This is a genomic window from Kitasatospora sp. NPDC101157 (assembly GCF_044768255.1).
Classification (GTDB): Bacteria; Actinomycetota; Actinomycetes; order Streptomycetales; family Streptomycetaceae; genus Kitasatospora.
Genome location: NZ_JBIWPL010000001.1, coordinates 114,141 through 137,079, shown reverse-complemented (window position 1 = coordinate 137,079; position 22,939 = coordinate 114,141). Strand labels below are relative to the sequence as shown.

Below are 22,939 nucleotides of genomic sequence, written 5' to 3'. Positions count from 1 at the left end.
CCGGCGCTGCGCCCGGGGAGCCTCCGGGGTGCGCCCGGGGAACCCGGGAGAACGTCCGGGGAGCCCGGGGAGGACGTCCGGCTCGTTGGAGCTTGTCCGCTCGTTCACAAGGGCGGCGGCGCCGCCCCCGGCTCAGTCCCGCTCCAGGGCTCAGTCCCACTCCAGGCCGCCGCGGCGCCAGACGTAGGCGTAGGCGACGAAGACGGTGGCGATGAACAGGAGCATCTCGACCAACCCGAAGATCCCCAGCGCGTCGAAGGTCACCGCCCAGGGGTAGAGGAAGACGATCTCGATGTCGAAGACGATGAAGAGCATCGCCGTCAGGTAGTACTTGATCGGGAACCGACCGCCGCCCACGGGCTGCGGGGTCGGCTCGATGCCGCACTCGTACGCCTCCAACTTGGCCCGGTTGTAGCGCTTGGGGCCGGTGAGTGAGGCCATCACGACGGAACCGACCGCGAACGCCGCCGCGATGGCACCGAGTACGAGGATCGGCGCGTAGGCATTCATAGCCCCCGCTCCCTCCGTCCAGTCGTCCTTGACTGCAGATCGGAACCGACGGGTCACGCTGAGGTGAACCCGCGTCCCAGTTCCCGAGATCCACCTCATGTGAGGCAGTTCACAAAGCCTGGAACGAGCGCATCCTATGCCCGGTGGCTTGTGATCTGCGACACGCAGTTCGTCGCCATCTTTGTGATCTACGACACCATGTGAATGGTGGCGAATGTGAACATGCCCAGAGTTGTCAACGCAAAGGAGTCAAATGGTCACAAGCAGTCGCATTCATCTTTGAAGCGGCTGGTCAGGGACGAGTTCCTATATCAACTATGCGTCGGCGATGGCAAATTTCCGGGCGTCATGTTGACGTGTTATGGCGGCTCACTCGGAGGGGTGGCGGAGGGAGGAACGCTTGCTTGACCCTTCGTTCACAAGGGCGCGAAGTTGTCGTGGGGTTCCCCTCCCCCTCCCCCTCCCCCCGCCCGCCGCCCGCCGCCCGCCGCCCGCCGCCCGCCGCCCGCCGCCCGCCGCCCGCGCCAGGGTTGCCCACCTGCTGCCGGGCTCACGTGCGCTGAGCCGGCCGGTCTCAGCGCCGAGCTGCTGCGCGCTCGCAGCTCCGGCAACGTGCGGGTGGGGCCCTGGGGGCCTGCCCTCGTCCTCGCCCTCCTCCTCCGCCTCCGCTATCGCGGCTCCGCCGCCCGTTGCGGGCAGGCCCTACCTTTGGTGCGGCCCTCAAATCTCTCGGCCCGCCTCCACCTCTCGCCTTGCCTTCCTCCCGTTGTCAGGGCTCGCCCTTGTGCGGGCCTCCTCCAGTGATCCGCTCTCGCTCCGCGGGCCAGGCAGCCGGTTACCGGTTACTGGCTGCCTGTTCCCACACCCAGGCCGCGACGCCCACCCGGTTGCGGGCGCCGAGCTTGCGCTGGATGTTGGCGAGGTGGTTCTTCACCGTTCCCGGTGAGATGAAGAGCCGGGCTCCGATCTCGGCGTTGGTCGCTCCGTCGGCCACCAGCTCAGCGATCTCCCTCTCCCTCTCGGTCAGTTCCTCCACCGGGCCGGCTATCAACGGACCCGGTACGCCTGCTGCCGTCGCGGGCCCGGGTGCCGGGCTGGATCCGGGCAGCGCCATGTGCTGCAGCAGCCGGACCGTGATCTGTGGACTGATCAACGCGTCCCCGGCCATCGCCGCTCGGACTGCCTCGATCAGCAGTACCGGCCCGGAGCGCTTCAGCAGGAAGCCCGCCGCACCGTGCCGCAAGGCCGTATGGACGTACTCGTCCAGGTCGAAGGTGGTCACCACGATCACCTTGCACTGGCCGGCCAACTGCCTCGTGACCTCCAGACCGTCCAGCTTCGGCATCCGGATGTCCGCGAGCACCACGTCCGGTCGGAGCCTCTTCGCCTCCTCCACCGCTGCGGCGCCGTCCGCCGCCTCAGCCACCACCGTCATGTCCGGTTGGACATCCAGGATCATCCGGAACGCGCTTCGGACATCGGCCTGGTCATCTGCGACCAGGATCCGGATCGACCTCGCACTGTTGCTCATCCGCTCTTCTCCCCTGCACCCGCACTGGTCCTCTTCGGGGTCTCCGGACGCCCCCGTTCCACCGGCCCGGCCAACGGCAGCCTCGCCGCCACGCGCCAGGCCTCCTGCCCGTCCGGACCTGCCTCGAACGCACCGCCAAGGGCCTCCACTCGCGCTGCCAGTCCTGGCAGCCCGCTGCCGCCGCCACGACGGGGGCGGGCAACCGGGGCGGGCGGGCGGCCGTCGTTGGTCACAGTCAGCTCCAGCCATTCACCGGCGCGGCGGGCCCGGATCTCGACCCGGCGGGCGCCCCGGGTGTGCCGTCGGATGTTGGTCAGCGCCTCGACGACGATGCGGTGGACCGTCCCGCCCACCTCGCGCGGGACCGGCTGCTCCGGCAGCTCCAGCTGGACCTCGGCCCCGTCTGCGGCTGCGAACTGCTCCGCCACCTGAACCAGTTCCGCGAGGCCCGGCTGTGGATTGCGTCCAGCCACCTCCTCGTTGCGAAGCAACTGCACGGTTCGGTCCAACGAGGCCAGGGCCCGCTGCCCCGCCTGCTCTATCCGCTCGAACATCTCGGCCGTCCGCGCCGGGTCGACGGAGGCCAGGTACGCCCCCGCCTGTGCCTGGGCGACCATGCCGCTGACATCGTGCGCGACGAAGTCGTGGAGGTCATGGGCCAGTTCGATCCGCTGAGCCCGCCTGGCCTCGGCGACCGCGCGGGCCCGGCCCTCGTCCAGACCACGCAGGTAGAGCCCGATCAGCACCGTCGGCAGGGACAGCATCGATCCGAACCCGAAGAGCGTGAGCGCGTCGACGGGCCCGTCGAACCGGGATGGCCAGAGCGCGACCGCTCCGCACGCCGTCCACGCGGCCGCCGCACACCGCGGGCCGTCCTCTGCGCGCAGGCTGAGGACCACCGCCAGCAGCAGGCCCGCCAGTTCGGCCAGCCCGACCAGCCCGGCCCAGCGGTCCGCCTCCGTCCAGTGGCCGGCGAACCAGACGACGACCGAGACCGCCACCGACACCGCGCCCAGCACGGTGGCCACCGCCGCCGATCCGTAACGCCCGCGGAGCAGCCAGGCCGGCAGCAACAGGGCCGGGACGGCCAGGGACAGGAGCTGAGTCATCGTCACCGCCTCTCGTGGACTCTTCGACTGCCGTCACAGTACGACGGGCCACGGCGGGTCCACCTGTGCCGATCGGCATATTTCACAGGCCGGTTGAGCAGCGGGAACAGCCCGATCGGCACTGCCGTGGGCCCCTGGTGGACCTCCAGTCTTGAGTCATCGCACCGGCCGATGGGGTCGGGCCGGAAGGAGCGCACCATGTCGAAGCTCGTGTTCAACGCCCGTGCCACTGCCATCCACCGAGCCGGTGCCGACGGCACACCGGGCGTTGCCGTCGAGGCCGCACCCCGCTGGGCCCAACTGGCCGCCAAAGCGGCCGCCCTGAGCGCCGTCCCCTCGGGGGTGTGGCGGATCGTCTTCGGCTTCGGCGTCCCGGTCGGCTTCAGCGGGGCGACGGCCGCGGCCTACGGGGCGCACCAGCCGGGTTGGGGCACGGTCTACTGCGTGGTGCTCAGCGCCTTGGCGGAGGCACTGGCCTTCCTGACCCTCGGCCTGGTCCGGCCCTGGGGGCTGGTGGCGCCCCGGTGGCTCCCGCTGATCGGCGGCCGCCGGGTCCAGCCGCTCGCGGCGATCGTGCCGGCCCTGCTGGGCTCGGCGATACTCACCGCCCTCGGTTTGGAGGGGTTGTTCGGCCGCTGGGCCCACAACCTGGCCGAGCCGGATGCGCCGCACGGATTCGCGGGCCTGGTGATGACGGCCGCGTACCTGCCCCTGGTGGCCTGGGGCCCGCTGCTCGGCGCGGTCACCGTCGACTACGCCCGTCGGACGCTGTGGCGGCGCCGGTGACCGCGACGACGGATCACGCCGGGGTCGGCTCCCGCGTCTGCTCCCCGGTGCTCGCGTTGGCCGCCGCGTCTGTCCCCTCCTCGCCCCTGGTCGGGAGCGGTGCGGGGGCGGTGCGCCGGCCCCACTCGGTGGCGACCAGGACCAGGGCCCCGCCGAGCAGGGCGAGCGGGCCCATCCGGTTCCCGGCGACGGTGATGCCGAAGAGCGCGGCCCAGAGCGGTTCGGTACCGAGCAGCAGGCTCACCCGGGACGGCGAAGTGGCCCGGACGGCCCACATCTGAACGAAGAAGGCGAAGAGTGTGCAGAACAAGGACAGGTGCAGCAGCCAGGCCCACTGGCCGGCTCCGTACGCGAGCGCGACAGTCCACGGGGCGGGCCCGACGGCGAGTGCGACGACGGCGAACACTGTGGTGGCAACCGCGAGTTGGATCCAGGTGACGGCGAGCATGTCGGTGTCGCGAACAGCCCTGGTGCGGGCCATGGCGAGGACGTACGCGGAGCGGACGAGGGCGGCGCCGAGTACCAGGAGGTCGCCGAGCGTCGGAGGGCGCAGTCCGCCGTCGCCGGTGAGCAGGGCGACGCCGAGGACGGCCAGTCCGGCGGCCGCGAGGAAGGCTCGCGGTGGTGCGGTCCGGCCGAGGGCGCTCTCGCCGAGCGGGGTGAGCACCATGGCGAGGCTGATGATCAGCCCGGCGTTGGTGGCCGAGGTGTGCACAGCGCCGTAGGTCTCCAGCAGGAAGATCCCGCTGAGGACGAGGCCCAGTGCGGCGCCGCCGAGCCACTCGGCGCGGGTCAGTCTCCGCAGGGCCTGCCACGCCGCCAGCCCGAGCAGCGGCAGCACCAGCCCGAAACGCAGCACGAGCATCGCCACGACCGTTCCGGGCTCGGCCACCTTTTGGACGGCGAGGAAGCTCGATCCCCAGACCACTGCCACGAGCAGGACCGGCAGATCACGAAGAACCGATGAGGATGAGGACATGGAGGCAGGCATGAGGAGGATCCCTCCGAGCGAACGGAACCGGCGGGTGCGAGGACCGTACGGCGTCGGACGGACCCAGGAGCTGGGCGTGTGGCTCAGCGGCGGACGGGGTGAGGGCTGGGGCAAGGGGGCGCCATCCTCGCGCACCGGGCCGCCGGTGATCAATGCCCCGGCCGGGTGCCAACGGGTCAGGAGGCGAGGAGGCCGTTCGCGTCGGCGATGGCCTCGATGTCGGCTGGGGTGCCGGACATGATGGCTCGGAGGTGCTCGGTGACGAGTTCGACCGGCCAGTCCCACCAGGCGGCGCGGAGCAGGCGTTCGATGTCGGCATCGTCGAAGCGGTGCCGGATCGGGCGGGCGGGGTTGCCGCCGACGATCGTGTAGGGCTCAACATCGGTGGTGACCATCGCACCGGCCGCGATGATCGCTCCGTCGCCGATTCGGACGCCGGGCAGGACGGTGGCACCGAAGCCGAACCAGACGTCGTTGCCGACCACGGTGTCGCCCCGGCTGGGAAGGCCGGTGACGATGTCGAGGGTCTGCTCCGTCCAGCTGCCGCCGAACATCGTGAAGGGGAAGGTGGACACACCGATGGTCGGATGGGCAGCCCCGGCCATCAGGAAGCGGGTTCCGGTGGCGATCGCGCAGTACTTGCCGATCACCAGCCGTTCGGGCCCGTATGCGTAGAGGACATTGCGCTCCTCGAAGCGGGTGGCCCCGTCGGGGTCGTCGAAGTAGGTGTACTCACCGACCTCGATCCTCGGGTCGGTGACGAGCGGGCGCAGCAGGACCACTCGGTCGTGGCCGGCGAGCGGGTGAAGAGTGGTCGGGTCGGGGATGACGGTGGCGGTCACACAGCTCCTCTCGTAATGCGACTTCAGTCGCGTTACGATGAGCATGGCACGACCGCCACCCCGCAGCAAGTGTTAATGCGACTGGAGTCGACTTTGAGCGAGGCCGCCCACCCCGACCGGCAATTCCGCACGCCGTCTCCGCGCCCGGGCGGCCGCAGCGCCCGCGTCCGAGCGGACGTGGTAGCCGCCACGCTCGCCGAGGTCACGGAGAAGGGCTACGACGGACTCACCGCCGAGGCGGTCGCGACCCGGTCCGGCGTCCACAAGGCGACCATCTACCGACGCTGGGGCGGGGTCGACGGCCTGGTCGCCGATGCGCTGACCGCCTCGGCCGACCAGCCCTGGCCCCTACCCGACACCGGAGACCTCCAGGAGGACCTCCGCCGGATCACCGAGGAGGTGTTCACCGTCTTCACCGACCCCGAGCAGAGCCCTACGCCCACCGCGTTGATCGCCGCCGCCCAACGCTCCGACACCGGCGCGGCGGCCCTTCGCCAGTTCTTCGCGGCCCGCCACCGCCAGGCCGCCGTGGTCGCCGAACGGGCCGTCGCACGCGGCGAGTTGCCGACCGGGACGGACGGCGCCGAGGTCATCAGGGCCGCCACCGCGCCGCTCTACTACCGGCTGTTCGTCACCGGCGAACCACTGGAAGCCGGCACCGCCGAGCGGGCCGCCGACGCCGCCGCCCTGGCAGCCCGCGCCGGGCTGTTCACCTCCGCCCGGACCGACCGGGAACCCGACTCCGCACCGAAGGCCCCCACCCCGTAGCCGCGAGTCCGGCGGCCCCGCAAGCCCACAGGCCCGAGCCCCAAAGCCCAAAGGCCCAAGGCCCAAGGTCCGCAGGTCCAAGGTCAGCAGGCCCGCAGGCCCGCAGGCCGGACCAGCCGGCCTCCCGGGCACACAGCTGGCCAACCATCACCACCACGCGAACAATGGAGTCCCAGCCGCCCCGCCCCCTACCGGAGACCTACCCGGCCGTGGATGATGCCTCCATGACAAGCATGCCGTCCACCACCCCACGGAAGGCCCGTCACGTGAAGCGCAGGCACTGGGCGCTGGTCGCCGCCGCCACCGTCCTCCCGCTCGCGGCGAGCACCGGCACCGCCGTCGCGGCGCCGTCCGGCGCCACCCCCGCCCAGAGCGCGGCCTGCACCTACGCGCCCGCCGTCCCGGCCGACAACTTCAAGGGCATCCCGGTCTTCGACGCCCAGAAGGCCGCCCGTCCGTACCACGCGACCCTGCGGACCAACCAGGGCCCGATCACCTTCGAGGCGCTGACCGACAAGGCGCCCTGCACCACCTTCTCGTTCCGGTTCCTCGCCGAGCACGACTACTTCGACCGCACTCACTGCCACCGCCTCACCACCCAGCGGATCTACGTACTGCAGTGCGGGGACCCGACCGGGACGGGCAGCGGCGGCCCCGGTTACTCCTTCCCGGACGAGAACCTGACCGGCGCCACCTACCCGGCGGGCACCGTGGCGATGGCCAACGCCGGTCCGAACACCAATGGCAGCCAGTTCTTCATCGTCTGGAAGGACACCAAACTCTCCCCCGCCTACACCCCCTTCGGCCGGGTCACGGCCGGCCTGGACGTCCTGCAGAAGATTGCAGCCGCCGGCGAGGACGACCAGAACGGCCCCGGCGACGGCTACCCCAAGGTCCCCGTGAACATCCGCAACGTGAAGATCGGCAAGCACTGACCGGCGGCCGACCGGCGGGAGGGCCGGGCGCAGCCGCCCGGTCCCACCCCCCGTTGCCGCTCCCGTACGGTGGCAGCACCAACGACACCGCAGGGAGCAGCACCGCATGGACAGCCGGATCTGGGAGAGCGTCGACCACCTGGTCGCATGGCTGGACGAGCACAGCACGCAGTCGCCGCAGGAGGAGCGCCTGCTGCGGCTGCTCAAGCTCTCCGAGGAGGTCGGCGAGGTCGGAGCGGCGGTGATCGGCGCCACCGGTCAGAACCCGCGCAAGGGCGTCACCCACACCTGGGAGGACGTCCAGCACGAGCTCTGCGACGTCGTCTTCAGCGCCCTCGTGGCCCTGCGGACACTAACCCCCGACGCCGCCCGGGTGTTCGCCGAACGCCTGGCCTACGTCGAACAGCGCTCCGCCGCCTCCCGGCGCCCGCTCGACGGGTCCGAGGAGGCGGCGGATGAGGCGGCGGATCAGATGGCGGATGAGAAGGCGGAGGAAACGGCGGGCGAGGAGGCGGGGAGGACGGCAAAGGAGACGGAGGCGAAGGCCTGAGCGCCCCGGCACCCGCCGTCAGGCACCCGCGCATCAGGCGTTGGGCGCGACCTTCGCCAGCCCGTTGATCACGCGGTCCATCGCGTCGCCGCCCTTCGGGTCGGTGAGGTTGGCGAGCAGCTTGAGGGTGAAGCGCATCAGCAGCGGCCGGGGCAGGCCGTGCTGGGCGGCGAGCTGCATCACCTTGGGGTTGCCGATCATCTTCACGAACGCGCGCCCGAGCGTGTAGTAGCCGCCGTACACGTCCTTGAGGATGCGCGGGTAGGCCTGCAGGGCGCGCTCGCGGCCGCCCTCGGTGAGGCGGGCGTGGGCCTGCACGATGACGCCGGCGGCGATCTGGCCGGATTCCATCGCGTAGGCGATGCCCTCGCCGTTGAACGGGTTGACCATGCCGCCCGCGTCACCGACGAGCAGCAGGCCGCGGGTGTAGTGCGGCTGCCGGTTGAAGGCCATCGGCAGCGCGGCACCGCGGATCGGTTCGGTCATGTTCTCGGGGGTGTAGCCCCACTCCTCCGGCATGCCGGCGCACCAGGCCTTGAGCACCTCTCGCCAGTCGAGTTCGCCGAACGCGGGCGAGGAGTTGAGGATGCCGAGGCCGACGTTGGACGTGCCGTCGCCCATGCCGAAGACCCAGCCGTAGCCGGGCAGCAGCTTGCGCTGGCCGCCGCGGGTGTCCCACAGCTCCAGCCAGGACTCCAGGTAGTCGTCGTCGTGGCGCGGCGAGTTGAAGTAGGTGCGGTAGGCGACGCCCATCGGGCGGTCCTCGCGGCGGTGCAGGCCCATGGCGAGCGAGAGCCGGGTGGAGTTGCCGTCGGCGGCGACCACCAGCGGGGCCCGGAAGGTGACCGGCCGCTTCTCCTCGCCGAGCTTGGCGGTGACACCGACGATCCGGCCGGTACGGTCGTCCAGGACCGGCCCGCTGACGTTGCAGCGCTCGTAGAGCCGGGCGCCGGCCTTCTCGGCCTGACGGGCCAGCAGTTCGTCGAAGTCGGCGCGCTTGCGGACCAGGCCGTAGTCCGGGAAGGAGGCCAGCTCGGGCCAGTCCAGCTCCAGCCGGACGCCGCCGCCGATGATGCGCAGGCCCTTGTTGTGCAGCCAGCCGTTCTCGGTGGAGACGTCGATGCCCATGTCCACCAGCTGCTTGGTGGCGCGCGGGGTCAGGCCGTCGCCGCAGACCTTCTCGCGCGGGAATGCGGTCTTCTCCAGCAGCAGCACGTCCAGCCCCGCCTGGGCGAGGTAGTACGCGGTCGTGGAGCCGGCCGGGCCCGCGCCCACCACGATGACGTCGGCGGTGCTCTCGACCGTGCTGTCCGGCTTCGTCAGATCGGCTGCGGTCTCGGACACGTGGACACACTCCTGGAGCTGCGGCGGGGGATGGCGGCTTTTGTCTCCGGCAGTCTAGTTCCGCTCACGCCACCGGAGTCGCCCGCGCCCCGACGCGGGACGGGACCGGACGGGACCGGACGGGACCGGACGGGACCGGACGGGACAGGGCCGGACAGACGGAACGGGACGGGCGACGCCGAACGGACCGGGCGGCGCGGAACGGGACGGGCAGCACGACCCGCCACCCGCCCTCACCCCACGCCCGCCCCCGCTACGCGGACTTGTACCCGCGGTGCAGCGCGACGATCCCGCCGGTCAGGTTCCGCCAGGCGACCTTCGACCAGCCGCTCTCCTGCATCCGGGCGGCCAGCGCCGGCTGGTCCGGCCAGGCCCTGATGGACTCGGCGAGGTAGACGTACGCGTCCGGGTTGCTGCTGACGGCGGTGGCGACCGGCGGCAGCGCGCGCATCAGGTACTCGGTGTAGACGGTCCGGAACGGCGTCCAGGTCGGCGTGGAGAACTCGCAGATCACGAGCTTGCCGCCGGGCTTGGTGACCCGGTGCATCTCGCGCAGCGCCGTCTCCGTCTCCTGGACGTTGCGCAGCGCGAAGGAGATCGTCACCGCGTCGAAGGTGTCGTCCGCGAACGGCAGCCGGGTGGCGTCGCCGGCGGTGAGCGGCAGCTCGGGGTGGCGATGCTTGCCCTCGGTCAGCATGCCGACCGAGAAGTCGCACGGGACGACCTTGGCCCCCGCCTCGGCGAAGGGCAGCGAGGAGGTGCCGGTGCCGGCCCCGAGGTCGAGCACGAGGTCCCCCGGTCCGGCGTCGACCGCCTCGGCCACCGCCCGGCGCCAGGCGCGGGCCTGGCCGAGGGAGAGCACGTCGTTGGTGAGGTCGTACTTGGCCGCGACGTCGTCGAACATGGCGGCGACTTCGTGCGGCTGCTTGTCCAGGGAGGCTCGGGTCACGCCCCCCATTCTTCACCCTGTGACGGGCGTCCCGACCAACGGGGCACACCGGGAGAGCACCACGGGCCCGACCGGCACGAACCCGACCACCGGCCGCCCTGCCGATCCACCGACCGGCACGAACCGACCGCCGACCGCCCCCACCGGTCACCCGCCCTGGTGCGATCCCCGCCGCCCGCCCGCGCGCCGCCTGCGCCGGGAGCGCTTGCCCTGGGTTATCGCGGGCATCCCCTCGGCCAGCGCCCCGGTCGCCAGCGCGAGGTTGGCAGCCAGCCGGCCCTGCCCGGCACGGACCGCCAAGGCCCGCCGGTGGCGCCGGATGCGCAGCACGCAGATCAGGAACAGCACGACGGCGACCGGCACGCTGAACCGGGCCAGCCCCACGCCGACCGGCTGGGGGTAGGTGTCGCCGCAGACCCGTACGGCTCCCGGGTCGTCGGCCGCGTGCTCCAGGCAGACCGGGTCGCCGACCTTGGCGCCGTCGGCGAGCGGCAGCGCGGCCGCGGTGTGCGGCTGGCCGCTCACTTTGTAGCTGACGGCGCTGTACGTGCCGCCGCCGGTCGGCAGCTGGGTGACGACACCCTCGACTCTCACCGGATGGGCCGCGATCCGGTCGGCCTGGTCGGCCTGGCGCCAACCGAGCAGGCACATCCCGACGGCCAGCACGGCGCTGAGCACGGCGGCGAGGTACCAACCACGGCCCAACCGCGGGGATCGCGGCGGGGGGACGGTCGCGGTTCGCATGGTTCCTGTCCTGGCTTGCCTCCGGGGCCGGGGACACGGCCCCGCCGCCCGCGGGCACGGGCGGTGGTGTGGTGACGGTACGGAGTGAGCTGTCCGGGATCGTATCCGCTGGCGGGCCCTCAGGTCACGGCGAAATGGCAATCACCCCCCTGGGAGAGCGCGGCAGTTCGGGTGCACACGAAGCAAGTTCCGTACGCGCCAAGGCAATCCGAATACTGATGAGTACGTCACACCGGCCGGTCACGGTCACTGACAGCCGCCCACCGGCCTCAGGTCACCGGCTCCCGCCGAGGGGTCACCGCCGAGGGGTCACCGCCGCCGGTACACCAACCGCCCGCCCACCACCGTCGCCAGGCACCCACCGGGCACCGGCCGCACCCCACCCGCACTCTCCCCGGGCAGCACCGCAAGCACCGGAAGCTCCGACAGAACCGGAAGCTCCGGCAGCGCCGGCAGAACCGGAAGCGCCGACGCCATCGGGAACACCGCGAAGTCCGCCCGCCCACCGGCCGCCACCCGGCCGTGCACGGCCAGCGCCAGCGGCAGCACCGCCAGCGGGTCCAGCGACCCCGCGCCGGCACCGGAGGCCCCCGGCAGCGCCCCCAGCCCCGAACGCGCCACCGCCGTCCGCACCGCGGCCCGTTCGAACGGCCCGGCCACCGCCGTCACCCCGTACCCGAGCATCCGCTGCAGCCCGCGTCGCGCGCTCGCCCCGTACCGGGTCTCGTCGGTGCAGCCCACCAGCCCGTCCGCCACCGGCTCGACGCCGATCTCCTCGCGCGGGTCCGGGTGGTAGTCCCGCTCCAGCAGCCGCTGCCCCCAGGGGTTGCGCAGCCCGGGCGTGAGCACGGCGGCCGCGCCCCAGTCCCGCACCCGCGCCGACGGGTGCGCCGCAGCCAGCTCCCTGTACGGCCCGACGGCCTCGACCAGTTCGCCGCGCACCACCACCGCCCCGTCGGCGAAGGACGGGACGGTGGGATCGGCCGGGTCGGGCAGCACAAGGGCCGCCCGGTGGAGGGTCAGCACCGGTTCGGGCTCCAAGGACTCGACGAGCCCCCCGGCAAAGAACTCCAACGGGCTCGATGGACGCGAAGAACGCGCAGGACGCGCAGGACTCAGTTGTCCAGGATCTTCAGCTCCGGGTGCGCCGTGCCGCCCTCGATCGCCGTGGAGGCGATGTGCGAGGCGACCCGCGGATCGACCGGGTCGTTCGCCGGGTCGTCCAGCACCCGCAGGTGCTCGTACGTGGTCGAGCGCTGTGCCGGGACGCGGTCGGCGGCGCGGATCAGGTGGATCAGCTCGGTCAGGTTGGAGCGGTGCTTGGCACCGGCGGCCGAGACGACGTTCTCCTCCAGCATCACGGAGCCGAGGTCGTCCGCGCCGTAGTGCAGCGACAGCTGGCCCGCCTCCTTGCCGGTGGTGAGCCAGGAGCCCTGGATGTGGGCGACGTTGTCGAGGAACAGGCGGGCGATCGCGATCATCCGCAGGTACTCGAAGACGGTGGCCTGGGTCGAGCCCTTCAGGTGGTTGTTCTGCGGCTGGTAGGTGTACGGGATGAAGGCACGGAAGCCGCCGGTGCGGTCCTGCACGTCGCGGATCATCCGCAGGTGCTCGATCCGCTCGGCGTTGGTCTCGCCGGTGCCCATCAGCATGGTGGAGGTGGACTCCACGCCGAGGCCGTGCGCGGCCTCCATGATCTCCAGCCAGCGCTCGCCGGACTCCTTGAGCGGGGCGATCGCCTTGCGCGGCCGCTCCGGGAGCAGCTCGGCGCCGGCGCCGGCGAAGGAGTCGAGGCCCGCCTTGTGGATCCGGGTGATGGCCTCCTCGATGGAGACGCCCGAGATCCGGGACATGTGCTCGACCTCGGAGGCGCCCAGCGAGTGGATCACCAGCTGCGGGAACTCGGCCTTGATCGCCGAGAAGGCGCGCTCGTAGTACTCCACGCCGTAGTCCGGGTGGTGGCCACCCTGGAACATGATCTGGGTGCCGCCCAGCTCGACCGTCTCCGCGCAGCGGCGCAGGATCTCGTCGAGCTCGCGGGACCAGCCCTTGTCGCTCTTCGGCGGCACGTAGAAGGCGCAGAACTTGCACGCCGTCACACACACGTTGGTGTAGTTGATGTTGCGCTCGATGATGTACGTCGCGATGTGCTCGGTACCCGCGTAGCGGCGGCGGCGCACCGCGTCGGCGGCGGAGCCGAGCGCGTGCAGCGGCGCGGACCGGTAGAGGTCGAGCGCCTCCTCCGGGGTGATCCGGCCGCCGGCGGCGGCCCGGTCGAGCACGGCCTGCAGGTCGGTGCTGGACGCATCGAGGGTGGTCGCTGCGAGCTCGGTCACCTGACGGCCTTCTCTCTCTCAAGTGCTACTGGGGTACGGCCGAACCAGCCTACGCCAGGCCTTTCGGGCGCCCGCGTCAGCCCGCTGAACTGCGCCGCAGCCCGCCGGGGCGTGCCCCGCCTCACCTCCCCAACCCTCAGTCCCTCACCCTCCTCACCCCTTCGCCCCCTCACCCCTTCACCCTCCTCACCCCCTCACCCCTTCGCCCCGTCCACCCTGCGCATCGTCCCGGTGGGGTTCCCCGCCGCCGGGTCGGCGGAGGTGAAGCGGATCGTCCCGTCGGCCTGGAGGGTGAGCGTCTCCGTGTCGGAGCCACCGGTGCAGGCGCCGGGGATCGACGACTTCACCAGCCGGGACTGGAACACCAGCACGGTGTCGGAGACCGACCGGAGCGTCCAGGCGCCCTCACAGCTGATCGAGATCAGTCCGGAGAGGGCGTTGCGGCTGGTGGTGGCTTCCTGACCGATCGCCGCCTGGCGGACGGTGAGCGTGGTGGTGCCGCCGGGCAGTCCCTTGTCGGTCACCATGTCGCCGCTCCAGGTGCCCAGGAACGCCGCCGGCACTGCGCTCGGGCCGCCCGTCGCACCCACCGCGCCCGTCGCACCCGTCGCGGACGACCCGCCCGTCGCACCGGCCCCGGACGGCGACACCGTGGCGACGGCCGACACCGTAGTGGCGGCCGACACGGAAGCCGAGGCCGACGGCCCCGTCACCACCGGGTCCGGCCGATGGGTCATCGCGTACAGCCCGTACCCGCCGCCCCCGAGCACCGCGGCCACCAGCACCGCCGCCCCCGCCAGCCCGGCCCGCCGCGTCCATGGATCCGTCCGCCCCCTGCGCACCGGCTCGGGCTCCGGCACCGCCCGTGGCACCGGACGGCCCCCCGGAACCAGGGTCGGGGTCCGCACCACCTCGGCCCCGCCCTCGGCCCCGCCCTCGGCCCCGCGCTCGGCCCCGCGCTCGGCCCCGCGCTCGGCCGCGCCCTCGCCCCCGACCGGGCCCGCTTCGGCCCCCTCCAGGTCCAGCAGCTCCACCGCGCTGCGTCCCACCCCCGCCGCCAGCGCCGCCGGCAGCCAGTCGCCCCGCGGCAGCCGGGCGGCGGCCGCGCCGTCCGGGTCCAGCTGCGCGGCCAGCCGCTGCGGGGTGGGCCGGGCGGCCGGGTCCTTGGCCAGGCAGTCGAGGACGACCGACCGCAGCCCCTCGGGCAGCCCGGTCACGTCCGGTTCCTCGTGCAGCACCCGGTAGAGCAGGACGGCCGCGCTGACGCCTTCGCCGAAGGGGTGGACGCCGCTGGCGGCGAAGGCCAGGACGGCGCCGAGCGAGAAGACGTCGCCGGCCGGTCCCACGGTCTGTCCGTTCGCCTGCTCGGGTGACATGAAGCCGGGCGAGCCCACTACATAACCCGAACGAGTGAACCCGCTGGTCGCGTCCAGGGCCCTGGCGATCCCGAAGTCGATCATCCGCGGTCCGTCCAGGGTGAGCAGCACGTTGGAGGGCTTGACGTCGCGGTGCACCAGGCCGAGCCCGTGCACGTGGGCGAGCGCCCCGGCGAGTCCGACGCCGAGGGCGCGGACGGACACCTCGGGCAGCGGCCCGTGCTCCTGGACGGCGTCGGCGAGCGCGGGGCCCGCGACGTAGCCGGTGGCGACCCAGGGCTGCTCGCCCTCGGTGTCGGCGTCCAGGACGGGCGCCGTCCAGGTGCTCCCGACCCTGCGGGCGGCGGCCACCTCCTGGCGGAAGCGGGCGCGGAACTCCGGGTCGTCCGCGAGTTCGGTCCGCACCACCTTGACCGCGACGGTGCGGCCACCGGCCGTCCGGCCGAGGTAGACCCGGCCCATCCCGCCCGAGCCGAGCCGCCGCAGCAGCCGGTAGGCGCCCACCCGGCGCGGATCGTCCGACCCCAGTGCCCGCATGCCCCGCACGCTCCCCTCGCACGCGCACGCGCGGCTCCGGGCGGGTGCCCGGCCGCGTACGCCGCTCCCGAACCGCACCCCGCGCAACTCTGCCGGACGCGCCTCGGGAGCAGACCGTACCGGGCCGGGCGAACCGCCGTCCGGCCGTCACGACCACCGACCGCCCGACCGCACCCGACCCGCCGGGCCTCCCCTCTGACCCGCGACTCCGACCCGCGACTCCGACCCGCGATTCCGACCCGCGATTCCGACCCGCGACTCCGACCCGCGATTCCGACCCGCGACCCACCCCGCCGCCGGGCCCATCCCCCGACTGCCTCCCGACTGCCTCCCGCCTACCGCCCGACTGCCTCCCGCCTACCGCCTACCGCCTACCGCCCGACCGGCAACGCCGCCGGCTCCAGCAGCCGCACCGCCACGTCCGGCGCGAAGCCGCTGTCGTGCGCGACCCGCCGGGCGAACTCGGCCACCCCGGCCAGCTGCCGCTCACCGAGCGAGAAGTCGAGCGCCTCGCTGAAGTACCGCTCCAGCACGTCCGCCCCGAAGGCCTCCCAGCGGGCGGCCTGCTCGGCGACCTTGGCGGCCTCCACCAGCGACAGGTCGCGGGACTCCAGGAAGGCCCGGTGGACGGCCGCGGTGAGCTCGGGGCGGCGCTCGGCGAACTCGCGGCGCACGGCCCAGACGGCGAAGACGAACGGCAGCCCGGTCCACTCCTTCCACATCTCGCCGAGGTCGTGGACGGTCAGCCCGAGGTCGGCGGCCTGCCCGAGGTAGGCGCGCAGGGCCGGGTCGCCGATCAGGACGGCGGCGTCGGCCTCGGCGAGCATCGCGCTGAGGTCCGGGGGGCAGCTGAAGTAGTCCGGGCGCACGCCTTCGCGCTCCTCCAGGAGGAGCCGGGCGAGCCGGACGGAGGTGCGGCTGGTGGAGCCGAGGGCGACCCGGCGGCCGTCGAGGTCGGCGAGCGGCACCTTGCTCACGATCAGGCAGGACATCACCGGGCCGTCGCTGCCGACCGCGATGTCGGGCAGGACAAGCAGGTCGTCGGCGTTGCGCAGGTACTCCACGCAGGTGATCGGCCCGATGTCGAGGGAGCCGCCGACGAGCTGGTCGCTCAGCTTCTCGGGGGTGTCCTTGGTGAGGTCGAGGTCGAGCAGGTTCCCGGTCCTGGCGAGGCCCCAGTAGAGGGGGACGCAGTTCAGGAACTGAATATGGCCGACCCGCGGCCTGACCGGGGTGTTCCCTTCGGGCTCGTCGGGCTCCCGCTTTTGCGCGTCCGGTGCTGCCACTGCGCCGCTCCCTTGCTGTTCGTGCGCTTCCCCGCAGCGTATGCCCGCTGTTCACGACGGCCCGCACCGGCCACCCGACACGCGCGGGAACGCCCCTCGTCAGAGCCGTGCACGCCTCCAACGCGCCTTCCAGCGCCCGCTCCCAGCGCTCTCCCGGCACGTTCCCGGGGGCGTACGACACGCCCCGTCCGCAGGGCAAGTGACCCCTGGTCGTCACAGCGGCCGCATGCTAGCGTTGCCCTCAGTTGCAGTTTGATTCCCCTTGCAGTACTTGAAGCCTGCGGAGCATGTAACCGCGGGCTTTTTGTAGTTTTTCAGCAATATCGAAAAACTTCGGACTCGTCCGGAGGCAGGGCGATCAGCGCAGCGGACCGGGGACCACACGGTGTGGCCCCCGACACGCATCGCAAGGAGAACGGCATGGCTCAGGGAACCGTCAAGTGGTTCAACGCTGAGAAGGGCTTCGGCTTCATCGCCCAGGAGGGCGGCGGCCCCGACGTCTTCGTCCACTACTCCGCCATCAACGCGAACGGCTTCCGTTCGCTGGAGGAGAACCAGGCGGTCACCTTCGACGTCACCCAGGGTCCGAAGGGCCCGCAGGCGGAGAACGTCACCGCCGTCTGACCATCCTCTGATGTTCTGATCGCTCGGGACCCCTTCGGGTCCGCCGGCGGCTCCCGACAGCCGTCACCATGAGCACAAGAGCAGCACCCAAGGGGGCCTGCCCATCGCGGCGGGCCCCCTGCCTTTTCCGGGCCTCCCGCCTCCTCCCGGAGGCGCACCGGGAAGGGGTGACGAGGAACGCCGAAGGGCCCTCCCCATCGGGGGAGGGCCCTTCGCACACCCAGCGGTGAACTGGCCGGGACAACCGGACCGGGAGACCCGGGCGGCCAGGAGACCCGGGCGGCCCGAAGACCCGGGCGACCGGAAGACCCGCCCGGCCCGAAGACCCGGACGGCCCGAAGACCCGGATCAGGCCGTGACCGCGCCCTTGGCGTCGGCCAGGACCGGGACGGCGGCCTTCGGCGCGTCCTCCTCGTACAGGTCCCCGGAGGGGTTGTTGTACGCGGCCACGTCCAGGATCCGCTCCCGTGCCGCGACCACGATCGGCACGACCACCTGACCGGCGACGTTGGTCGCGGTCCGCATCATGTCCAGGATCGGGTCGATGGCGAGCAGCAGGCCGACGCCCTCCAGCGGCAGGCCCAGGGTGGACAGGGTCAGCGTCAGCATGATGATCGCGCCGGTGAGGCCGGCGGTCGCGGCCGAGCCGACGACCGAGACGAAGGCGATCAGGATGTAGTCCTTGATGCCCAGCTCGATGTTGTAGACCTGGGCGACGAAGATCGCGGCGACGGCCGGGTAGATCGAGGCGCAGCCGTCCATCTTGGTGGTCGCGGCGAACGGCACCGAGAAGGAGGCGTACTCGCTCGGGACGCCGAGGCGCTCGGTGACGCGGCGGGTGACCGGCAGGGTGCCGACCGAGGAGCGGGAGACGAAGGCCAGCTGGATGGCGGGCCAGGCGCCCTTGAAGAAGTGCAGCGGGTTGAGGCCCGCGGCGAAGCGCAGCACCAGCGAGTAGACGACGAACAGCACCAGCGCGCAGCCGACGTAGATGTCGAGGGTCAGCGTGGCGAAGGGCTTGAGCAGGTCCCAGCCGTACTTGGCGACGGACTTGCCGATCAGGCCGAGGGTGCCGAGCGGGGAGAGCCGGATGACCCACCACAGGGCGGTCTGGGTCAGTTCCAGCACGGTCTCGCTGAGCTTGAGGACCGGCTCGGCCTTGGTGCCGAGCTTGATGATCGCGGCGCCGACCACGACCGCCATGAAGACGATCTGCAGGACGTTCACCTTGACGAAGGCGTCGACGATGTTGGTCGGGAAGATCCCGGTCAGGAAGTCGATCCAGGTGCCCTTGGAGTCGAGTGCCTTGAGGCCCTCGGTCTTCAGGTTGGTGCCCTGGCCGGGGTTGGTGAGCAGGCCCAGGCCGAGGCCGATGCCGACCGCGACCAGCGAGGTGATCATGAACCAGAGCAGCGTGCGGGTGGCCAGCCGGGCCGCGTTGGTGACGTTGCGCAGGTTGGCGACGCTCACCACGATCGCGGTGAAGACCAGCGGTGGCACGGCCAGCTTGAGCAGCTGGACGAAGATCTTGCCGATGGTCTCCAGGGTGGTGGCCAGCCAGGAGATGTCGGCGGCACGGGCCAGGTAGCCGAGGCCGACGCCGAGCACGAGGCCGGCGACGATCTGCACCCAGAACGGCGTCTTGCGGATGCGGGCGAGCACGGACGGCGACGAGGTCGCCTCGGGCGCTGTGGACATGGGGGTGCGACTCCGGGGGAGGGCGTTGCTGACGGTGGGGTGTGGGGCGGAGGAGGCGGCACGGCACGGGGCCGGACGTGGGAGAGGCTCGGGCCCCGGTTCAGGGGCGTGCCGCCGCGGTACAGCTCATGCCCGTACAGCCCATGGCGCGACAACGGCGCGGGCTGTCCACAGCACCGGTCAGAGCACACGGGCGGGCGGCTCCGGGCCGCGGGCCCGGGCCGTGCATCCGCAGTGCGTCTGAGGTGGTCACGGTCGATACGTTAGCAGTAAAGGTTTGAGATGTTCAAAGTAGTTGTTTGAGGTGGGGCCGAATCCCGAGCCCGCCCCGGGGTGGGATCCGGACACGAACGATGCTGACGCCCCATCAGCCCAGCGCCCCGACCGGATTGACCGACCAGCAGTTATACGTATAACTTTGATGGAGTCCCGGCCCTCCCAGCCCTCCCCTGCCCAGACACCGGAGAAGACCACCGATGGGCTATCTCGCCCTGCTCCGCGCCCCGCACGTCACCCGACTCCTGCTCGGCACCCTGCTCGGCCGCCTGCCCGCCGGTATGACCGCCCTGGTGATCGCCCTCGCCCTGCGCGAGGCCGGCGTCCCGTACGGCCGGATCGGACTGGCCACCTCCGTCTACGCGCTCGCCGCCGCCGTCGGCGGACCGGTGCTCGGCCGGATCGTCGACCGCACCGGGCAGCCCCGCGTCCTGCTCGCCTCCGCCGTCGTCGCCGGCGGCGGGTACGCGCTGCTCGCCCTCGCCCCCGGCTCCCCCGTCGCCGCGCCCCTCGGCGCCGCCGTCGCCGGCCTGGCGATGCCACCGCTGGAACCCTGCCTGCGCTCGCTCTGGCCGGACGTGGTCGAGGACGAACAGCTCGACACCGCGTACGCCTTCGACTCCGCCTCCCAGCAGATCCTCTACGTGGCCGGGCCGCTGGCCGTCGCCGGGATCGCCGGGCTGTTCAGCCCGGTCGCCGCACTCTGGGTGGCCGCCGGACTCGGCCTGGCCGGCGCCCTGGTCGTCGCCACCGCCGCCCCCGCCCGGGCCTGGCGCGCCCCCGCCCGCGAGAAGTCCGCCGGACTGCTCGGCCCGCTGCGTTCCCCGGGCCTGGTGCTGCTGCTGATCGGACTGGCCGGGGCCGGCTGGGCGGTCGGCGCGCAGAACGTGCTCTTCATCGCCTACGCCGAGCGGCACGCCGGCGGACTGCCCGGCGGCGGGGGCACCCTGCTGGCCCTGGCCGCGCTCGGCGGCCTGCTCGGCGCGCTGGCCTACGGCATGGTCAACTGGCGGCGGAGCACCGCCACCCGAACCTGGCTGATGGCCCTCGCGATGGCCGCCTCGTACCTCCCGCTGGTGACGCTGCCCGGCCCGTACCCGATGGCCGCACTGGCCTTCCTCTCCGGCATCGTGCTCGCCCCGCTGCTCGCGGCCGCCTTCGTGCTGGTCGCCGAACTCGCCCCGACCGGTACGGTCACCGAGGCCTTCGCCTGGCTGGTGACCCTGTTCGCCACCGGCAACTCGCTCGGCTACGCCGTCTCCGGCCACCTCGCCGAGGACTCCTCGCTGCGCCCGGTCGCGGTGTGCGCGGCGGGCGGGATCGCGCTCGGCGCACTGGTGCTGTTCGGCGCCCGCCGCTGGTTCCGCTCCGCGCCCGCGGTCACCTCCGGAGTGCCCGTCGAGCCCGCCGAGCCGCTCCCGGTGGGCTGACCGGCCCGCCCCACAGACGACTGCGCCCGCCGGGGGTCTGGCCGGCGGGCGCAGTCCTTTCGCCGTAGGCGGAGGCGGAGGCGGAGGCGCAGTCCCGGTCGCAGCCGCCGCAGCCCCAGCCCCAGTCCCAGTCCCAGTCCCGTCAGGGTCGCGCCGGGGCCGTCGAGGAACGCTGCACCAGGGCGGTGGCCAGCGGCGCCACCGGCTCCACCCGCTCGCCGCGCAGCAGTCCGGCGAGCGCCGCCGCCCCCGCCCGGCCGAGCTCCTCGCCGGGCAGGTCGACGGTGGTCAGCGGCGGGGCGAGCAGCCCGGAGACCGCGACGTTGTCCATGCCCACCACGGAGAGGTCGTCCGGCACCCGCAACCCCCGCTCGGCGGCGGCCTGGTAGACCCCGGAGGCGACCACGTCGTCGTCGCAGATCACCGCGCGCGGGCGGTCCGCCCGCTCCAGCAGCTCCCCCGCCACGCTCCGCGCGGCCGCGTACCCCTCGTTCAGGCTCACGCCCAACTCCACGACCTCCAGGCCGAGTTCGCGCACGGCCTGCTCGAAGGCGGCCTGCCGGACCCGGAAGGTGTACGCGGCGTGGGTGGAGCGCAGGTGCCCGATCCGGCGGTGCCCGAGGGCGGCCAGGTGCTCGACGGCGGCCCGCATCCCGCCGGCCACGTCGAGTTCGACGGTCGGGCGGGCCCGGTCGGTGCCGGGATCGGCGTCCAGGAAGACGGCGGGGGTGTCGGGCGGCAGCTCGCCGAGCTGGCTGTCGTCCGGGGAGCAGATCAGCAGGCCGTCGAAACGGCCGGCGGTGGCGGCCTCGGCGAGGGTCTCGCTGCCCCAGCCGGAGCTGACCACGACCGCCAGGCCGTGCCGGCCGGCCTCGTGGTGGACGCCTTCCAGCACTCGGCCGAAGAACGGGCCCTGGAGGTTCGGCACCGCCAGCATGATCATCCCGCTGCGGCCGAGCCGCAGTTGACGGCCGGCCGCCTGCGGGCGGTAGCCGAGGCTGCGGGCGGCCTCGCGGACCCGTTCCCGGGTCGCCTCGGAGACCCGGCGACCGGCCTCGGCACCGGAGAAGACCAGCGAGACGGTGGCCTGGGACACCCCGGCGAGCCGGGCCACGTCCCGCCCGGTGGGGCGGCGCACGGGGGCCGGCCACGTCCCGGCGTGCCGGTCGGCACCGGCGGGCCGGTCGGCACCGGAAGGCTCAGCGACTTCGGCGGACCCGTCCGCCTCGACGGCCCCTTCGGCACCGGCGGGCCGGTCGGCCCGGGAAGGATCAGCAGCCACGGCGGGCGGCGCCCGGCGTCAGCTCTGCCCGGCGGTGGCCGCGCGGGCGGCGTCGTCCGCGGCGTCCTCCTCGGCGTTCTGGCTGGCGATCCGATCGGCGGTGCGGCTGCGCATCCCGGCGACCTTGGTGGTGATCTGGGAGGACATCTCGTCGCGCTGCTTGCTCAGCAGCACGTAGCTGAGCGGCGCGGAGGCGATCGCGGCCAGCAGGACCAGGAAGACCACCCCGGCCTCGCCGCTCACCGGGATGACCCCGAAGTGCCCCAGCAGCAGGGCCACCAGCAGGCAGCCGAGGAAGATGCTCGCCCGCATGGAGGTGTAGCGGAGCGTGGCGTGCGACTTCTGCGGGCCGTTGCTGCTCACTGGGACACATCCTTCTGGTTCGCGCCGGGGCGGGACTTCCAGTCAAGCATGCCTGACACCCGGCTCGGGCCAGGGGTCCGCCGCTCCTCGCCGGGGAAGCCCCCGACGGGTCCCCGGCCGGCCCCCGGCCGGGTTCAGCGCAGGTCCAGCCACATGGTGACGTCGTCGCGGTCGTCCCCCGGGGCGACCCGGATCGCGGCCGGCACCCGGCCGACCTCCCGGTAGCCGCAACGGGCGTAGAAGCGCTCCAGTCCGAGGCCGCCACGCGCGGTGAGCCGCAGCGCCTCCAACCCCCAGGCGCGGGCGACCCGTTCGGCCTCGGCGAGCAGTTCGGCGCCGTGGCCGAGGCCCTGGAAGTCCGGGTGCACCATGACCCGCTTGAGCATCCGCCAGTGCTCCATCGGTCCGAAGCGCATCGACGCGAAGAACAGCACCCCGACCAGCCGGCCGGTCGCGCTCTCGTGCGCGACCAGCAGCCGGTCGGGGCCGTCCGGGTCGACCCCGGCGAACTGGCGGTCGGCGGTGTCCCGGACCTCCTCCTCGGTGACCGGGGCCACGAAGCCGACCGCGCCGCCCGCGTTGGTCACGTCCGTCCACAGCCGGACGACGGCGGTGCGCAGGTCGGGGTCGAGCTTCGGATCCAGGGTGAACGTGAGCGCCATGAAGCGGAGC

General features: G+C 72.7%; 22 protein-coding genes. 6 read left to right on the top strand and 16 right to left on the bottom strand.

The window, feature by feature from the left end; genetic code table 11:
- Positions 1 to 150: 150 nt before the first annotated feature.
- The 3 genes from ACIRVF_RS00645 to ACIRVF_RS00635 all read right to left on the bottom strand — a co-directional run bounded on the left by ACIRVF_RS00645 (position 151) and on the right by ACIRVF_RS00635 (position 3,150).
- Positions 151 to 510 (bottom strand): NADH-quinone oxidoreductase subunit A, encoded by a 360-nt coding sequence (locus ACIRVF_RS00645; RefSeq protein WP_030060100.1) that lies wholly within the window; start codon positions 508 to 510, stop codon positions 151 to 153.
- An 835-nt stretch (positions 511 to 1,345) separates the two neighbouring features.
- Positions 1,346 to 2,041 (bottom strand): response regulator, encoded by a 696-nt coding sequence (locus ACIRVF_RS00640; RefSeq protein ID WP_402811740.1) that lies wholly within the window; start codon positions 2,039 to 2,041, stop codon positions 1,346 to 1,348.
- Positions 2,038 to 3,150 (bottom strand): sensor histidine kinase, encoded by a 1,113-nt coding sequence (locus tag ACIRVF_RS00635; RefSeq protein ID WP_402811738.1) that lies wholly within the window; start codon positions 3,148 to 3,150, stop codon positions 2,038 to 2,040. Before ACIRVF_RS00635 ends, ACIRVF_RS00640 begins: the two co-directional genes overlap by 4 nt.
- Positions 3,151 to 3,348: 198 nt before the next feature.
- On the opposite strand from ACIRVF_RS00635, the gene ACIRVF_RS00630 reads away from it, so the two are divergent.
- The gene (locus ACIRVF_RS00630; RefSeq protein WP_402811736.1) at positions 3,349 to 3,936 is read left to right on the top strand and encodes a hypothetical protein; all 588 of its coding nucleotides are present in this window, start codon (positions 3,349 to 3,351) and stop codon (positions 3,934 to 3,936) included.
- 13 nt (positions 3,937 to 3,949) lie between these two features.
- Here ACIRVF_RS00630 and ACIRVF_RS00625 read toward each other — a convergent pair whose 3' ends face one another.
- Together ACIRVF_RS00625 and ACIRVF_RS00620 are read right to left on the bottom strand one after the other, a co-directional pair.
- On the bottom strand, positions 3,950 to 4,927 hold the full coding sequence (locus ACIRVF_RS00625) for a DMT family transporter (protein WP_402811734.1): 978 nt from the start codon (positions 4,925 to 4,927) through the stop codon (positions 3,950 to 3,952).
- Between the two features lie 176 nt (positions 4,928 to 5,103).
- Entirely contained in the window at positions 5,104 to 5,769 is a 666-nt protein-coding gene (locus tag ACIRVF_RS00620) for a CatB-related O-acetyltransferase (protein ID WP_402811731.1), read from the bottom strand.
- 93 nt (positions 5,770 to 5,862) lie between these two features.
- Between ACIRVF_RS00620 and ACIRVF_RS00615 the strand changes: the two genes are divergently transcribed.
- The 3 genes from ACIRVF_RS00615 to ACIRVF_RS00605 all read left to right on the top strand — a co-directional run bounded on the left by ACIRVF_RS00615 (position 5,863) and on the right by ACIRVF_RS00605 (position 8,022).
- Positions 5,863 to 6,537 (top strand): TetR/AcrR family transcriptional regulator, encoded by a 675-nt coding sequence (locus ACIRVF_RS00615; protein ID WP_402811729.1) that lies wholly within the window; start codon positions 5,863 to 5,865, stop codon positions 6,535 to 6,537.
- A 224-nt stretch (positions 6,538 to 6,761) separates the two neighbouring features.
- Entirely contained in the window at positions 6,762 to 7,472 is a 711-nt protein-coding gene (locus ACIRVF_RS00610) for a peptidylprolyl isomerase (protein WP_402811727.1), read from the top strand.
- 106 nt (positions 7,473 to 7,578) lie between these two features.
- Positions 7,579 to 8,022 carry a MazG-like family protein gene (locus tag ACIRVF_RS00605; protein WP_402811724.1) on the top strand — a complete coding sequence of 148 codons (444 nt, stop codon included), beginning with the start codon at positions 7,579 to 7,581 and terminating at the stop codon, positions 8,020 to 8,022.
- A gap of 33 nt (positions 8,023 to 8,055) precedes the next feature.
- Here ACIRVF_RS00605 and ACIRVF_RS00600 read toward each other — a convergent pair whose 3' ends face one another.
- From ACIRVF_RS00600 to ACIRVF_RS00570, 7 genes are all read right to left on the bottom strand, one after another.
- Complete coding sequence (locus tag ACIRVF_RS00600; RefSeq protein ID WP_402812919.1) at positions 8,056 to 9,345, bottom strand: geranylgeranyl reductase family protein; 1,290 nt, start codon at positions 9,343 to 9,345, stop codon at positions 8,056 to 8,058.
- A gap of 274 nt (positions 9,346 to 9,619) precedes the next feature.
- A complete protein-coding gene (locus ACIRVF_RS00595; protein ID WP_402811721.1) occupies positions 9,620 to 10,315 on the bottom strand; it encodes a demethylmenaquinone methyltransferase in 696 nt (231 codons plus the stop codon).
- Positions 10,316 to 10,462: 147 nt separating this feature from the next.
- Positions 10,463 to 11,059: a hypothetical protein gene (locus tag ACIRVF_RS00590; protein ID WP_402811718.1), complete on the bottom strand. Its 597-nt coding sequence runs from the start codon at positions 11,057 to 11,059 to the stop codon at positions 10,463 to 10,465.
- Positions 11,060 to 11,368: 309 nt separating this feature from the next.
- Positions 11,369 to 12,100 carry an imidazolonepropionase-like domain-containing protein gene (locus tag ACIRVF_RS00585; protein WP_402811715.1) on the bottom strand — a complete coding sequence of 244 codons (732 nt, stop codon included), beginning with the start codon at positions 12,098 to 12,100 and terminating at the stop codon, positions 11,369 to 11,371.
- A 74-nt stretch (positions 12,101 to 12,174) separates the two neighbouring features.
- Positions 12,175 to 13,395, bottom strand: a complete 1,221-nt coding sequence (gene mqnC / locus ACIRVF_RS00580; RefSeq protein ID WP_380411597.1) for a cyclic dehypoxanthinyl futalosine synthase — start codon at positions 13,393 to 13,395, stop codon at positions 12,175 to 12,177.
- Between the two features lie 194 nt (positions 13,396 to 13,589).
- Positions 13,590 to 15,308 carry a serine/threonine-protein kinase gene (locus ACIRVF_RS00575; RefSeq protein ID WP_402811711.1) on the bottom strand — a complete coding sequence of 573 codons (1,719 nt, stop codon included), beginning with the start codon at positions 15,306 to 15,308 and terminating at the stop codon, positions 13,590 to 13,592.
- Positions 15,309 to 15,679: 371 nt separating this feature from the next.
- Positions 15,680 to 16,594: a menaquinone biosynthetic enzyme MqnA/MqnD family protein gene (locus ACIRVF_RS00570; protein ID WP_402811708.1), complete on the bottom strand. Its 915-nt coding sequence runs from the start codon at positions 16,592 to 16,594 to the stop codon at positions 15,680 to 15,682.
- 420 nt (positions 16,595 to 17,014) lie between these two features.
- Between ACIRVF_RS00570 and ACIRVF_RS00565 the strand changes: the two genes are divergently transcribed.
- Positions 17,015 to 17,218: a cold-shock protein gene (locus tag ACIRVF_RS00565; protein WP_030287184.1), complete on the top strand. Its 204-nt coding sequence runs from the start codon at positions 17,015 to 17,017 to the stop codon at positions 17,216 to 17,218.
- 348 nt (positions 17,219 to 17,566) lie between these two features.
- On the opposite strand, the gene ACIRVF_RS00560 is transcribed toward ACIRVF_RS00565, so the two are convergent.
- Positions 17,567 to 18,916 carry a dicarboxylate/amino acid:cation symporter gene (locus ACIRVF_RS00560; RefSeq protein WP_402811705.1) on the bottom strand — a complete coding sequence of 450 codons (1,350 nt, stop codon included), beginning with the start codon at positions 18,914 to 18,916 and terminating at the stop codon, positions 17,567 to 17,569.
- Positions 18,917 to 19,392: 476 nt separating this feature from the next.
- Between ACIRVF_RS00560 and ACIRVF_RS00555 the strand changes: the two genes are divergently transcribed.
- A complete protein-coding gene (locus ACIRVF_RS00555; RefSeq protein ID WP_402811702.1) occupies positions 19,393 to 20,622 on the top strand; it encodes an MFS transporter in 1,230 nt (409 codons plus the stop codon).
- 142 nt (positions 20,623 to 20,764) lie between these two features.
- On the opposite strand, the gene ACIRVF_RS00550 is transcribed toward ACIRVF_RS00555, so the two are convergent.
- The 3 genes from ACIRVF_RS00550 to ACIRVF_RS00540 form a co-directional block, all read right to left on the bottom strand.
- Complete coding sequence (locus tag ACIRVF_RS00550; protein WP_402811699.1) at positions 20,765 to 21,760, bottom strand: LacI family DNA-binding transcriptional regulator; 996 nt, start codon at positions 21,758 to 21,760, stop codon at positions 20,765 to 20,767.
- Between the two features lie 162 nt (positions 21,761 to 21,922).
- Positions 21,923 to 22,267 (bottom strand): DUF4229 domain-containing protein, encoded by a 345-nt coding sequence (locus tag ACIRVF_RS00545; protein ID WP_402811696.1) that lies wholly within the window; start codon positions 22,265 to 22,267, stop codon positions 21,923 to 21,925.
- Positions 22,268 to 22,401: 134 nt separating this feature from the next.
- A complete protein-coding gene (locus ACIRVF_RS00540; protein WP_402811693.1) occupies positions 22,402 to 22,929 on the bottom strand; it encodes a GNAT family N-acetyltransferase in 528 nt (175 codons plus the stop codon).
- Between the last annotated feature and the right edge of the window lie 10 nt (positions 22,930 to 22,939).

Bases quoted from the DNA above. Each gene is read 5' to 3' on its own strand.
- ACIRVF_RS00645 (WP_030060100.1), bottom strand. From the start codon at position 510: ATGAATGCCTACGCGCCGATCCTCGTACTCGGTGCCATCGCGGCGGCG.
- ACIRVF_RS00640 (WP_402811740.1), bottom strand. From the start codon at position 2,041: ATGAGCAACAGTGCGAGGTCGATCCGGATCCTGGTCGCAGATGACCAG.
- ACIRVF_RS00635 (WP_402811738.1), bottom strand. From the start codon at position 3,150: ATGACTCAGCTCCTGTCCCTGGCCGTCCCGGCCCTGTTGCTGCCGGCC.
- ACIRVF_RS00630 (WP_402811736.1), top strand. From the start codon at position 3,349: ATGTCGAAGCTCGTGTTCAACGCCCGTGCCACTGCCATCCACCGAGCC.
- ACIRVF_RS00625 (WP_402811734.1), bottom strand. From the start codon at position 4,927: ATGCCTGCCTCCATGTCCTCATCCTCATCGGTTCTTCGTGATCTGCCG.
- ACIRVF_RS00610 (WP_402811727.1), top strand. From the start codon at position 6,762: ATGACAAGCATGCCGTCCACCACCCCACGGAAGGCCCGTCACGTGAAG.
- ACIRVF_RS00605 (WP_402811724.1), top strand. From the start codon at position 7,579: ATGGACAGCCGGATCTGGGAGAGCGTCGACCACCTGGTCGCATGGCTG.
- ACIRVF_RS00590 (WP_402811718.1), bottom strand. From the start codon at position 11,059: ATGCGAACCGCGACCGTCCCCCCGCCGCGATCCCCGCGGTTGGGCCGT.
- ACIRVF_RS00575 (WP_402811711.1), bottom strand. From the start codon at position 15,308: ATGCGGGCACTGGGGTCGGACGATCCGCGCCGGGTGGGCGCCTACCGG.
- ACIRVF_RS00565 (WP_030287184.1), top strand. From the start codon at position 17,015: ATGGCTCAGGGAACCGTCAAGTGGTTCAACGCTGAGAAGGGCTTCGGC.
- ACIRVF_RS00560 (WP_402811705.1), bottom strand. From the start codon at position 18,916: ATGTCCACAGCGCCCGAGGCGACCTCGTCGCCGTCCGTGCTCGCCCGC.
- ACIRVF_RS00555 (WP_402811702.1), top strand. From the start codon at position 19,393: ATGGGCTATCTCGCCCTGCTCCGCGCCCCGCACGTCACCCGACTCCTG.
- ACIRVF_RS00540 (WP_402811693.1), bottom strand. From the start codon at position 22,929: ATGGCGCTCACGTTCACCCTGGATCCGAAGCTCGACCCCGACCTGCGC.